The 13046-nt window shown below is 42.3% G+C and carries 11 protein-coding genes; 4 read left to right on the plus strand and 7 right to left on the minus strand.

The annotated features are described in order from the left end of the window. Positions 1-4 precede the first annotated feature (4 nt). The 4 genes from V6M43_RS01945 to guaA form a co-directional block, all read right to left on the minus strand. Entirely contained in the window at positions 5-1609 is a 1605-nt protein-coding gene (locus tag V6M43_RS01945) for an ATP-dependent DNA ligase (protein ID WP_332732361.1), read from the minus strand. After that, positions 1606-2622, minus strand: coding sequence for a ligase-associated DNA damage response exonuclease (locus V6M43_RS01950; RefSeq protein WP_332732362.1), 1017 nt, complete (start codon positions 2620-2622; stop codon positions 1606-1608). The genes V6M43_RS01945 and V6M43_RS01950 overlap by 4 nt, the downstream gene beginning before the upstream one ends. Positions 2623-2720: 98 nt before the next feature. After that, positions 2721-3941, minus strand: a complete 1221-nt coding sequence (locus V6M43_RS01955; RefSeq protein ID WP_332732363.1) for an amino acid ABC transporter substrate-binding protein — start codon at positions 3939-3941, stop codon at positions 2721-2723. A 19-nt stretch (positions 3942-3960) separates the two neighbouring features. Next, positions 3961-5496, minus strand: a complete 1536-nt coding sequence (gene guaA, locus V6M43_RS01960) for a glutamine-hydrolyzing GMP synthase (protein WP_332732364.1) — start codon at positions 5494-5496, stop codon at positions 3961-3963. A 122-nt stretch (positions 5497-5618) separates the two neighbouring features. Between guaA and V6M43_RS01965 the strand changes: the two genes are divergently transcribed. From V6M43_RS01965 to V6M43_RS01980, 4 genes are all read left to right on the plus strand, one after another. Then, on the plus strand, positions 5619-7127 hold the full coding sequence (locus tag V6M43_RS01965; protein ID WP_332732365.1) for a tagaturonate reductase: 1509 nt from the start codon (positions 5619-5621) through the stop codon (positions 7125-7127). A 28-nt stretch (positions 7128-7155) separates the two neighbouring features. After that, on the plus strand, positions 7156-7812 hold the full coding sequence (locus V6M43_RS01970; protein ID WP_332732366.1) for a bifunctional 4-hydroxy-2-oxoglutarate aldolase/2-dehydro-3-deoxy-phosphogluconate aldolase: 657 nt from the start codon (positions 7156-7158) through the stop codon (positions 7810-7812). 34 nt (positions 7813-7846) lie between these two features. Further along, positions 7847-9226, plus strand: a complete 1380-nt coding sequence (locus V6M43_RS01975) for an MFS transporter (RefSeq protein WP_332732367.1) — start codon at positions 7847-7849, stop codon at positions 9224-9226. Positions 9227-9300: 74 nt separating this feature from the next. Beyond that, complete coding sequence (locus tag V6M43_RS01980; RefSeq protein WP_332732368.1) at positions 9301-10023, plus strand: head GIN domain-containing protein; 723 nt, start codon at positions 9301-9303, stop codon at positions 10021-10023. 22 nt (positions 10024-10045) lie between these two features. Here the strand turns inward: V6M43_RS01980 and V6M43_RS01985 are convergent, their stop codons facing one another. The 3 genes from V6M43_RS01985 to rpsT all read right to left on the minus strand — a co-directional run bounded on the left by V6M43_RS01985 (position 10046) and on the right by rpsT (position 12907). Beyond that, complete coding sequence (locus V6M43_RS01985; protein ID WP_332732369.1) at positions 10046-10669, minus strand: toxin-antitoxin system YwqK family antitoxin; 624 nt, start codon at positions 10667-10669, stop codon at positions 10046-10048. 72 nt (positions 10670-10741) lie between these two features. Then, on the minus strand, positions 10742-12505 hold the full coding sequence (locus V6M43_RS01990) for a M14 family zinc carboxypeptidase (protein ID WP_332732370.1): 1764 nt from the start codon (positions 12503-12505) through the stop codon (positions 10742-10744). 138 nt (positions 12506-12643) lie between these two features. Next, positions 12644-12907 carry a 30S ribosomal protein S20 gene (gene rpsT, locus V6M43_RS01995; RefSeq protein WP_332732371.1) on the minus strand — a complete coding sequence of 88 codons (264 nt, stop codon included), beginning with the start codon at positions 12905-12907 and terminating at the stop codon, positions 12644-12646. Positions 12908-13046: the final 139 nt, after the last annotated feature.

Here is a 13046-nt window from a genome sequence, read left to right on the forward strand (position 1 = left end):
ACTTTTATTTTCCATAAATCTCAAGCATTCTTTTCAGATCTTCGAGAGTGTTTATATCATCCACATTTTTATCATGACGCCAACGCAACATACGTGGAAATCGAAGTGCCACTCCACTTTTATGCCTTGCAGATGCCGCTATACCTTCAAACGCAATCTCAAACACAAGCGCGGGCTTTACGGTTCGCACCGGACCGAATTTCTCCAGTGAATTGTTTTTCACAAAAGCATCCACCTGGGCAAATTCCTTATCTGTTAAGCCCGAATAAGCCTTGGTGAATGTTACAAGCTTGTCTCCGTCTTTAACTGCAAAAGTATAATCTGTATAAAGGTTACTTCTTCGCCCATGTCCTTTCTGCGCATATACCAGCACCGCATCTATTGTAAGTGGATCAATTTTCCATTTCCACCAATCTCCGCGTTTACGACCAACCTGGTAGGCGGATGAGAGGCGTTTTAACATCAATCCTTCCGCTCCGTTTTCGCGTGATGAATCGCGTAGAATTTTTAAATCATTCCAGTTATCAAAGTCAATAATTCGTGATATTAATAATGCCGGGTTATTAATAGTTTTTACAATTGTTTCTAAATGTTTTCGCCTGTCAGAAAGTGAATAAGATCGGATGTCATTTCCGTCAACTTCAAGTAAATCATAAGCAAAAAAAGTAACCGGTGCTTCCAGTAGTTGTTTCCTGGAAACATTTTTACGGCCAATTCTTGTTTGTAATAATGCGAATGGTAAAGGTTGTCCATCCCGGCTAGGCATTATTTCGCCATCAATAACAATTCCATTTGGCAGGGTATTAAGCAGTCCATCATACTCGGGAAATTTATCAGTTATAAGTTCTTCCCCCCGGCTCCACACAAAGAGCTTATCATTCCTTTTAATTAATTGCCCCCTGATGCCATCCCATTTCCATTCTGCTTGCCACTCCTCATGCGAACCCAGTTCTTCCGGTAATTGCTCAAGCGCATAGGAAAGAAAGAATGGATAAGGTTTGGAATCGTCAGTTGACGCCAGATCACTGCCAAGCAATTCTTCAAAGGAAGTGGCCATTGGATCCCATTTGCCACTGATACGGTGGGTTATAAGAGTAGTTTCAAGCGAAACCGTTCGGGCTAAAGCCTGTACAATGATCTGCTGCGATACACCAATCCGGAACCCTCCTGTAATTAGTTTATTGAATACGAACTTCTCCTGGCGGTTAAGTTGCTCCCAACTCTCCACTATGAATGATTTCTTATCAGCCTCAGAGTTTTGTGAAAGATCAATAAGCTTTTCGAGGTAATAGGAGAGGGAGTGGGGATTAATGCCTCTCTCAATATCAGGTAATAATAAGGCAATTGTTTCGGCAAGGTCCCCCACAGTATGATAACATTCTTCAAATAGCCACTGTGACATGTCTGCCTTTTCACGGCACCATGCCGCAAGCAGAGTACTGGTTACTGCTCTTTTAGGTCGTCTGCCACTAAACAGGGCGATCACCCAAATTTTATCGTGAGGTGATGCCTGACCAAAATAGTTAACCAATGCATCCAGTTTATCATTGGTTTTAGTGGAAGTTCCCAACACCTGTACAAGCAACGCAAATAATGACATACCATTCATGGTGTATCAATTTTGTTTTCTTTGCCTTCATCTTCTTCTTCCTGACCATAGGCCGTTTTAACTTCATAAGCTTCAATGCCTTTTTCATTGAGATACCTTGAAAAAGCTGATTGAAATCCATGTGTAACATATACTTTTTCTGCCCCTGTTGCAGTTGTGGCTGATATTAATCCATCCCAGTCGGCATGATCACTCAAAACAAATCCCGCATCAACATTTCTCCTCCTTACATTACCCCGCACTTGCATCCAACCACTGCAAACACCCACACGATAAGGGGAAAATCTTTTCATCCAGCTACTGCCATCCGCACTGGGAGGGGCGATCACAATAGAATTTTTTAAGGCAGACTTCTCTGTATCAACAGAAATTCGCTGTACCGAAGGGAGTTCCCAGCCCTGCTGTATCAATAGTTGCTGCGAATTGCAAATAGCGCCGTGTGCATATATATTTTGGTTTTGCTCGAGTGCATTAATTACTCTTTGTGCTTTTCCCAGGCTATAAGCAAGTAACACGGAACTGAATCCATCTTCCCTGTTTTGTGTCACCCATTTACGGATTTCTTCATAAATGGTTTCCTGCTTTTCCCATTTATAAATTGGAAGTCCGAATGTGGATTCTGTAATAAAAGTATGACAGGGAATGGCCTCAAATTGACCACTTATACCATCATTATCTGTCTTGTAATCGCCGCTGAATACCCAAACTTCCCCCTTATATTCAATTCTTACCTGTGATGAACCAATAATATGGCCCGCAGGGTGCAGACTAACATATACATCATTGATGCTGATTCTTTCCCCCCAATCAATTGCCTGATAATTACCCGGCCCCAGTCTTAACTCAAGTAAAGGCTTTGTATAAGTATGGCACAAGTAATGCTTGGATCCATATCGTGCATGATCACTATGGGCATGCGTGATAACGGCACGATCAACGGGCTTCCAGGGGTCAATATAAAATTGACCTACTTCGCAAAATAATCCCGCTTCTGTGAAAGTTATGAGATTCATTTACCTGGCGATTGAATTCTTTAAGGCATTTACAACATCAACGCCACATACATGTTCGAGCTTAGGTTCGCAACGGATCCTAGATTGCGGTAAGATTGTTAAAACACAGTCTGCACAGCACCATTTAGCTTCTTGATAATGTAAAGCTTTTTATTTTCGAAATAATCGAGTTGTTGCTTCTGGTTATCAAGCAATACTGGCTGTATATCAAAGTCGGTAAATACCTTAAATTTTTTCTCACCGAGGCTGGAACTGATATTGGGACCCTGCTCCTCAAGCAGTTTGCCAAAACGGTACATGGTTTCAAAACCCCTGAACACCATGTCGCTCGGCCTTGAATATAAATTGTCTTTGAAATGCTTGCCAATTGATTCGCTCAACGCATCTGTACGTACGGGATTGAACGGAATGGAATAAAATATTTCGAGATCCTTGTATTCTTTCTTGTCAAGATCTCTTATTCCATCCCAGGTAGGCATTCCCATAACCTGTACGGGATAGGTCTTGTTAAGCGTAGCAAGATGTGTGGCAAGATGCCGCGCAAATCCTTCATCAAGACTACCAGCAACCGCCATCGTTATGCGATTACTGTCCAGGTGTGTTTTTAGCTGGGCCTCGGTAAACCCATCAGGTAAGGTTACGTATTTGAGCTTCAATGCTGTGCCCATAGTTGCTTTTTCCACATCACTGAAATAGGCCTTTAACCTATCTTCCTGCGCTCCTGCCTTTCGGAATACCACAATTGGGCCCTTGCTGTAATTTCTTTGCAGAAAATTATATATACCCTCACAATGCGATTGCAACGTGCTATTAAGGATTACCATATACGGATTATTGGTAACACCTCCGTCATTGGGCAGATTCACATTGATAAAAGGAAGTTTTTCATCATTTGCAAATTCTGCCAGTGGTTTCAATTCATTAAAACTGATATGTGCAAGTAATAAATCGGCATTCTTAACGGCAGGTTGCGCTAAAATCTTTCCTAAACTTTGGCTCGATCGGGTGTCAACTATATTTACATCCAAAACAACACCTTCTTTCTTTAGTGAATCAATTGCGAGTTGAACACCTTCATAGAATTCTAAACCCGGAAGCATAAAGCGTGGGAATTGTTTTCCATAACGGTATTGGCCACTTGCATCAAAAGCTGAATCAAGATACAAAGGCAATAATATGGTTAAAACAGGCTTTTTGGTCTTAACCGCTTTCAGTGTGTCCGGTAAATTAACTATAGCTGAATCCTGAGCTTTTGAACTGATAGCAAAGCTGGTAAAAATAACTCCTGCCAATAAAAAAATCCATTTGGTAAACCTCATTATCTAACGGTTTGTTCTTTTATTCCCATTCGATGGTGGCCGGCGGCTTACTACTAATATCATATACTACCCGGTTGATTCCCCGAACATTGTTAATGATATCATTCGAAATGTGTGCCAGAAAATCATAGGGGAGATGAGCCCAATCGGCAGTCATCCCATCTACAGAAGTTACCGCCCTCAATGCAACCGTATATTCGTAGGTGCGTTCATCTCCCATAACCCCCACACTCTTCACCGGAAGCAGGATTGCGCCAGCCTGCCATACTGTTTTATATAAGTTGTGTTCTTTGAGCCCTGAGATGTATCGATGATCAGCATCCTGCAAGAGTTTAACTTTTTCTTCTGTGATCTCACCAAGAATGCGTATTGCCAACCCCGGACCGGGAAAAGGGTGACGATCAAGTAATTCATCCGGAATACCCAGTTCCCTGCCAACCCTCCGCACCTCATCCTTGAAAAGGTAACGCAGTGGTTCTACCAATCCCAGATGCATTTTTTCCGGAAGGCCGCCTACATTATGATGACTTTTGATGGTTACCGAAGGACCATGCACTGAAATACTTTCAATCACATCCGGGTAAATTGTTCCTTGTCCAAGCATGCCAATACCCTCAATTTTAGCGGCTTCTTCCTGGAACACATCAATAAAAAGCTTTCCGATCACTTTCCTTTTTTCTTCAGGATCGGTTTTGCCAGCCAGTTCCCGATAGAAAGTATCCTTTGCATCTATGCCCTTCACATTAAGATGCAGGTTGTCTTTGTAAGTTTTAAGTACCTGCTCATATTCCCCTTTTCTCAATACACCATTATCTACAAAAATACCATAGAGATTATCTCCAATTGCGCGGTGGATAAGGGTTGCCGCTACTGTACTGTCAACCCCGCCACTCAGTGCCATGATCACTTTGCGGTCTCCAATCTGTTTCTTAAGAGCCTCCACTGTATCTGTTATAAAATGTGCAGGCGTCCAATCCTGAGAACATCCGCATATCTCCACAAGGAAATTGCGAATGAGTTTTTTACCTTCTATGGAATGGTATACTTCAGGGTGAAACTGAACAGCATATAAAATTTCACTTCCTGAAGATTTTTTAAATGCAGCAACGGGAATAGATTCCGTATCAGCAAGCAACTCAAACCCGTCTGGCAGTTCGCGGATGCTGTCGCCATGACTCATCCAAACCTGTGATGGCGTTGATATTCCTTTAAGTATAACGTCTTCTTTAATGGTTCTCATAAATGCCCGGCCATATTCACGTTTATCACTCTTCTCAACTCTTCCGCCAAATTTTTTTGCCGTTAACTGTGCTCCATAACAAACGCCTAATACCGGCAACTTTTCACTCAGAAAACGGATATCAACATCCGGAGCATTCTCATCATTCACTGAAAATGGTGAACCCGAGAGAATAATTCCTTTTAGGGACGGATCTATTTCGAATGGTTTATGATAAGGAATGATCTCGCAATAAACATTCGCTTCACGCACAGCCCTGGCTATCAATTGTGTATATTGAGAGCCAAAATCTAATATGAGTATTTTTTCTGTCATGGTGCCGCAAAGATAATATCTCCGGCTGAGGTTTGTGGAACCGGAGTTGCCTAAGATGAATACTCTGCTAGGATTTGTTTCCGATATTGTAACAGATAACTGCTTTCATATAATCTACCATCATGCAAAATATTCTTTCAAGATCAATGCCGGAGGGAAGTATTCCGGAATGGATTGAAATGCCGGGAAAGGAGATATTTGAATTACCTGAAAAAGTTCTCCAGTTCGGGACAGGTGTGTTATTGCGTGCGCTCCCGGATTATTATATAGATAAGGCTAATAAGAGTGGAATTTTTAATGGGAGGATTGTGGTTGTCAAAACTACCGACTTGGGGTCAACCGAATCATTTCAGCGCCAGGATTCATTGTATACCCATAAATTGATGGGCATAGAAAATGGTATGCATGTTGAAAAAACAATTATCAATGCTTCTATCAGCCGCGTATTATCGGCATCAAAAGATTGGGAGGCTGTTCTTGCCTGTGCTGAGAACCCCGCAATGGAACTGCTAATATCAAATACTACCGAAATAGGTCTGGTGCTGGATGCAGAAGATAAAATAATTAATTCTCCTCCGAAGTCATTCCCAGGAAAACTCCTTGCTTTTCTTTACCGTCGGTATCATTTTTTTCAGGGTAACCCTCATAAAGGCATGGTCATCATTCCAACTGAGTTAATTCCTGAGAATGGGAAGAAACTTAGAGAGATAATTCTCACACTGGCACAATTGAATCAAATGGAGGATGAATTTCTCAATTGGCTGATTGCCCATAATCATTTCTGTGACTCATTGGTAGACCGTATTGTACCTGGCAAACCTGATGGTCAACACATGGCCGGAGAAGAACAATTGCTTGGATACCGTGATGAACTTTTGGTTGTATCCGAAGTGTATGGTCTCTGGGCAATTGCTGCCGACTTGGCAATTGTGAAAGATACTCTAAGCTTTAGCCAGGTTGACAAAGGCGTTATTATTGCCCCCGATATTCGGAAGTTCCGCGAATTAAAACTTAGACTATTGAATGCTACCCACTCACTTGTTTGTGGTATTGCCGTTCTTAACGGAATAGAAACGGTAAAAGATGCCATGGAAAATGAGCACATGCGCAAACTAATTCAGGACATAATGAATCAGGAAATTATCCCCTCCATTATTGGTGATGATATCTCCCTCGAAGAAGCCAATGAGTTTGCTGATCAGGTACTGGACCGTTTCAGGAATCCTTATATTGATCATAAGTGGATCAATATAACACTCCAATACAGTTCAAAGCTTAAAACCCGCGTTCTACCAGTATTGCAGGAATACATGATACGGTTTAATAATGTACCTGACCTGATTGCATGTGGATTTGCTGCACATATTCTGTTTATGAGATCCGGATCTACCGGTAATGGGTATACTGGAAAGTGGGAAATGGTTGATTATCCAATAAATGATGATAATGCAGCCATCTTTGCAAAGCACTGGAAGGATAACAAAAATGAAATCGTTAAAGCAATACTCGGTAATTTGGCATTGTGGGGTACAGATCTGAATAAGTTACCGGGATTCACTGATAAGGTCAGCAATTGGGTAAACCAGGCCAACTTCAAGCTCACAGCTAATAATTTGTTCCAAAAATCCTAATCAGTTTTAAAAAATCAACCACTTGTAAATGAAGTCAAATTCAATTATTAATCTCATTTGCGATCAGGGATTTCTCCCTCTTTTCTATGATAAGGACCAGGAGGTAAGCATTTCAGTGGTAGATATTCTATATAAATGTGGCATCCGCACAATTGAATATACAAATCGTGGTGAACATGCCCTAAACAACTTCAAGGCACTTTCCAGAGAGCGATCAATCAGATGGCCAGGAATGATCCTTGGTATAGGTACTATCAAATCAAAAAGCGAGGCACTGAATTTTCTGGATGCAGGAGCTGACTATATAATTTCCCCTGCAATGATACCTGAAGTAGGGGAGATGGCACTTAATTCAGGAACATTATGGATCCCGGGTTGCATGACTCCAACTGAAATTTTGCTGGCAGAAAATGCAGGTGCGAAAATGGTGAAAATATTTCCCGGTAATATTCTGGGACCAGGATTCATAGCTGTAGTGAAAGATATATTTCCTGACTTGCTTTTTATGCCAACGGGAGGAGTTGAGTTACAGGAAAAAAATTTGCGTGAGTGGTTTGCCGCGGGAGTATGTGCAGTGGGTATAGGTAGTAAAATGATCAGTAAAGAGTTGCTGGCCGATCGCAACTTTAATGAAATTGGCAGCCTTGCAAATAAAGCGATCGAACTGCTTAAAATTGTGCGCTAGGATTAAGTATAAATTAAATAATAAAAACCATCACATGCAGTCAACGGCACCTCTTGAACAGCCTGCTTTAATAGGTAAGTATCGCTGGACCATCTGCATGCTTCTTTTTTTTGCGACCACTATAAATTATCTCGACCGCCAGGTGCTCAGTCTGCTTAAGCCTGCACTGGAACTAGAATTCGGTTGGAGCAATACCGATTATGCAAATATTGCATCAGTGTTCCAGTTCACCTATGCAGTATCCATGCTTTTTGCAGGAAGAATTATTGACAGGTTAGGAACTAAGTCGGGCTATTCATGGGCCATTATCATATGGTCACTTGCTGCAATGGTTCATGCCCTGGCTATTCCGATCGGACAAAGCATCGTAAGTTTAATTGCCTGGGTGGGAATAGGAGCTGTATCTGTGTCTGTTGCAGGATTTATGTTTTCCCGTGCATTGCTCGGAATTGGTGAGGCGGGTAATTTTCCTGCTGCCATTAAAGCAACAGCTGAATATTTTCCAAAGAAAGAACGTTCCCTAACAACCGGCATTTTCAACTCCGGAACTACAGTGGGGGCCATACTTGCGCCGCTCACTGTTCCCTGGATTGCAGTAAAATGGGGTTGGGAAGCTGCTTTCTTGGGTATTGGCGCCCTCGGTTTTATATGGCTGTTTTTCTGGCTTTATGCCTATGAGAAACCCGAAAAACAGAAAAGGCTTACAGAGGCTGAACGTAATTATATTAATGAAGGCCAGTCTGTTCAAACAACTGAGTTAAAGTATTCCAGTATCCCCTGGTTCAAACTTCTGGGCTACAGGCAGACCTGGGCATTTGCATTCGGTAAGTTCATGACAGATGGTGTTTGGTGGTTTTTCTTATTCTGGCTCCCCGCTTATCTTAATGATCAATACCAAATGACCGGAACTGCTATCATGTTACCATTGGCCATACTATACAGCATGACCATGTTCGGTAGTATCGGAGGTGGGTGGTTTCCCATGTATTTTATTAAAAGAGGTTTCGAGCCCTATGATGGGCGAATGAAGGCCATGCTGCTGATTGCCATAATACCCCTGGTGGTTCTTGCAGCCCAGCCCCTGGGACAGGTATCCTATTGGATGCCGGTATTACTAATTGGCATTGGTGCATCTGCTCACCAGGCCTGGAGCGCCAATATTTTTACCACTGTTTCAGATATGTTTCCTGCTAAGGCTGTTGGTTCAGTGGTTGGAATAGGAGGGATGGCTGGGGGACTGGGTGGTGTACTTGTTACTAAACTGGGTGGGGCCATTTTTGATCATTATAAATCTCTCGGAAAAATTGAAACCGGTTATACTATTATGTTTGCCATCTGTTCAATAGCTTACCTGGTAGCATGGACTGTAATGAAGTGGCTTGTTCCCAGGTATAAACCAGTTACAGACCTATAGGCAGATCAGATTTTTTTTATTTATTGTAACTTAATTTGCGACCGGTAGTCTAATCAAATACAAAACCTGCATAAATGAGAACCGTAAACTTTATTCTGATCGCTTTATCACTGTTCCTTTCTTCCTGTGTTTACAATTTTGGTAAAAAGGTAAAAGGCAACGGCAACACAACAACAACTACACGAACACCCGGTGAATTTTCTAAACTAGAACAAAAGGGATCTTTTAATATCGTAATTAAAAATGGTCCCCGCCATGAGGTATTTCTGGAAGGGGAAGATAATATCCTTCAGCATATTGAAACAAATATTGAAGGGAATACAATTGTGATCCGCAGCGAACAAGGATTTAACCTGAGGCCTACCCGTGAGGTTAATATTATAGTTACCTCGCCTGATTTTGAATCCGTCTACACCCTTGGTTCCGGTAACATCAATAGTGAATCTGTTATTACCGATAGCACTGGTATGGAGATGGGAACAAAAGGTAGTGGGGATATTAACGTTCAGGTACAATGTCCTGATCTCGAATTGTATTCCTATGGTAGTGGAAACGTAAAGGTTTCAGGGCAAACGCGCAGCATTAAAATGGAAAGTGCTGGCAGTGGTAACCTGGAAGCAATTGATCTTAAAACAGAGACGGCATCTATAGAGATAAAAGGAAGTGGTAACGCCAGTGTTGAAGCTAGCCGTTCACTCGATATTTCGGTTATGGGTAGTGGTGATGTTAGTTACAAAGGAAACCCTTCTGTCAAAAGTAATATCAGGGGCAGTGGAAATGTAAAGAAGGTCGATTAACCAATAAGTCCAGCTAATAATATCATTCATAGAATTTCTGGTGAACCAGTTCTCCTTTCCTGTTGTATTGCAGGATGGACCTGGTTTTTCCTGTTTTATCAGTAGCAGTCCAGCTTCCTGTTTTCCTGCCATGACGATAAGCTCCCGAAAGGCGTGTTTGTTCCGTGGAATTCCATTCTTCCCAATGGCCTTCCCGTAGGCCATACTTGTAATAACCAGAATCCAGCATCATTCCGTCTTCCGAGTAGTTGATGTATAAACCATCATGAAGACATTTTTCGAATGGCGCCGAAGCAATGGAATAATTTGCATTAGTAGCAAGGTCAAGTTTGCGGCGATCATTTTTTGCTTCGATCGCAAGGGGGATAAAAATAAAACGGGGATGCTTTTTCACTTCCTGACGAAGGCGTTCATATTTATCGTGACTATATGTTCTCAGATATCGCTGCGAGCCATTGGCATACCATCCCTTCCATTCACCATCTGGAATTCCTTTTTTCAACTTGCCGGAATCGCGCATTTTAGTGATTGGATGCCAGGAATTATGCTCCACATCAATAGCCATCTGTGAGTATAGGTCAGCTTTCCCTGCAAGAAGCATCACTCCCAATAAAAGGCATGGTATCATGTGGTGGATTCGTTTCATAACTTGAAGCAATTGCGCAAAATTACGAAACTGCAGGCCTTCCCTATGGCGGCGGCTGTTAAAATTATCTTGTTAGTTCAGCAACCGGAATACAGGGTAACGATTATGATCAGGCTCCGCATAAGGTGAATTTTTGAATATAAAATCCAGTTGTTGGTAGGCATTCCGGGCAAAACTGGTGTCGGTGGTCCTCTTTTCTTCCAATTGCATTTTCAGCTGTGGATTTTCTGCCAGCAGTTTCTCTGCCGTATCTTCAAAAACATACGAACTAAATCCTTCCTTTTGGGATAGTATCGGGTCAAAGAAGTTCCACGTAAAATAAGAATCCATTGCTTCCGGTTCAAGCACTTCCACGAGAAACCTTTTTGCGGGTTGGGCAGTTTGGATCAGCCAGTCTCCTCTTCTAAAAGATTTTTTGATCAGCTTTCGGCTAACCTTAACCGAACTATTCAGGTAATGCCCCTCAAATGCACGTGTTGAAACTTTGTTTTCATTTATCATTAATGCTTCCACCTCCAATATCGTATCCCGCTGAAGTCGCTCCATTTTTACACCATTATCCTGTAAGCGTTCAATTACTTTCCACCAACCTTGCGGAATTATATAGGCCTTGGGGGCCAAAACTTCTACCGAGGCCACATATTGGTTATAGAATTTAATTTTCTTATCAAATGGCTTGTTCCTGTCATAATAAAGCCGTGGAAGCCCCGATACTGCACTTGGTTTACGGCCTGCCTCATATCCTTTAAAACTTATCTCAGTGAACCTTGAACGGTCGAGTACCCATTGTACCGGGAACACGCTGCGATTGAGTTGCTCCTCCTGGGCCATTTTCCTTATTTGCCGGATAGTATCCGCATTGGCAGCCGCATAGCGTTCAAAGCATTCCATAAGGGCATAAGTAGCGTCTACGCGCTGGGGATAAGGTTTAAGCATATGGGTTTCCGGAACAAAAGCAAAACTATTGAACAGGGTTGCGTATCCGCTACTATAGCGGGGGCCTTCCAGGAATTCGGGCCAGCCCGTTTCAGGGGTATCACCAAACGCATTTACATAGGGTATAAGGTCATAACCCCTTTCTTTCATCATCAGGTATATGGATGGTTCAAATTGCTTATTCATGAACTCACCCAACCTGCCTCCCAATTTATTATGCTGCGAACTGATCAACGTCATAATATGCTGATAGTCAGCACCATTACTAACATGGTTATCAATGAATATGTCCGGCTTGAGGTATTGATAGATTACAGCGAAACTCCGTGCATTACGAGAGTCGGCCTTTATGAAATCCCTGTTAAGGTCGAGGTTCTGGCCATTTCCTCGGGAGCCGAATTCTGCCGGTCCATCCTGGTCAACCCGGTAAAATGCACTTCGGTTAAGAGCCCCGCCAATATTATAAACCGGGATAAAAGCTAAAACCACACTATCCGAAATCCTTTTACGGCCAGTAACCAGATCACGAACCCACATCATACTGGCATCAATTCCATCGGGTTCACCGGGATGAATGCCGTTATTTATCAGGATCACCACCTTGTTGCCAGATTGCCAGCGTCGCGGATCAAATTTCCCGTCATTACTGAATAATACCAGGTGCAAGGGATATCCTGCATCGGTTGTTCCCATGCTCTGCATCTGGACCCTGGTCGAGAGTTCATCAAGCTTTTGGTAAAAATCAATTACCTGGAAGTATGTAGCGGTGTGCTTCCCATTGGTTTCCTCATAAATTGTAAGAGGTACCTGCGCGTATGAAACAATGGGGAAGTTGAACAGCAGAATGATCTGAAAAACTGAGTAGAAGAGGAGATTCCGGCGGAATAAAATTTTTCGCATGCTTTAGTTATTGGTCTGGCAATTTAGTATAAATGCTTGGTAATGAACCACCCAGACGACAGCATACGACCCAACAAAAAAAGGTACTGTCAAAGACAGTACCCTAATATTATTAAGGAAAGATGTTCAGAATACCAATTACTGGGCTGGAGCCATATTATTGACGCGCTTAGCAAGCTTGCTCTTCAGGTTGCTTGCCTTGTTCTTGTGGATGATTCCACGCTTGGCCAGCTTGTCAATCATAGCTATTACATTGGGCATGCCCTCTTCAACTGCTTTCTTTTCATCCAATGCCTTCAGGTCGCGGATTGCGTTACGTGTAGTCTTACCGTGGTAACGGTTTCTGTCACGACGCTTGGCAGCCTGACGCATATCTTTTTTGGTAGCCTTATGATTTGCCATTCTTCAAAATTTAGGACGGCAAAGGTAGCGAGCATAGATGGAACAACAAAATAAAACCTTGATTTTTTTCTATTGACTCCAGGACTGAGTAATGCTATGCGATTTGGGCAAACTTCTCCATCTTTTCCCCGATATTTGC

The sequence above is a fragment of the Flavihumibacter sp. genome, assembly GCF_036676075.1.
Taxonomy (GTDB): Bacteria; Bacteroidota; Bacteroidia; order Chitinophagales; family Chitinophagaceae; genus Flavihumibacter.

Coding starts and splice junctions, on each gene's coding strand:
- V6M43_RS01945 (WP_332732361.1), bottom strand. CDS start 1,609: ATGAATGGTATGTCATTATTTGCGTTGCTTGTACAGGTGTTGGGAACT.
- V6M43_RS01950 (WP_332732362.1), bottom strand. CDS start 2,622: ATGAATCTCATAACTTTCACAGAAGCGGGATTATTTTGCGAAGTAGGT.
- V6M43_RS01955 (WP_332732363.1), bottom strand. CDS start 3,941: ATGAGGTTTACCAAATGGATTTTTTTATTGGCAGGAGTTATTTTTACC.
- guaA (WP_332732364.1), bottom strand. CDS start 5,496: ATGACAGAAAAAATACTCATATTAGATTTTGGCTCTCAATATACACAA.
- V6M43_RS01965 (WP_332732365.1), top strand. CDS start 5,619: ATGCAAAATATTCTTTCAAGATCAATGCCGGAGGGAAGTATTCCGGAA.
- V6M43_RS01970 (WP_332732366.1), top strand. CDS start 7,156: ATGAAGTCAAATTCAATTATTAATCTCATTTGCGATCAGGGATTTCTC.
- V6M43_RS01975 (WP_332732367.1), top strand. CDS start 7,847: ATGCAGTCAACGGCACCTCTTGAACAGCCTGCTTTAATAGGTAAGTAT.
- V6M43_RS01980 (WP_332732368.1), top strand. CDS start 9,301: ATGAGAACCGTAAACTTTATTCTGATCGCTTTATCACTGTTCCTTTCT.
- V6M43_RS01985 (WP_332732369.1), bottom strand. CDS start 10,669: ATGAAACGAATCCACCACATGATACCATGCCTTTTATTGGGAGTGATG.
- V6M43_RS01990 (WP_332732370.1), bottom strand. CDS start 12,505: ATGCGAAAAATTTTATTCCGCCGGAATCTCCTCTTCTACTCAGTTTTT.
- rpsT (WP_332732371.1), bottom strand. CDS start 12,907: ATGGCAAATCATAAGGCTACCAAAAAAGATATGCGTCAGGCTGCCAAG.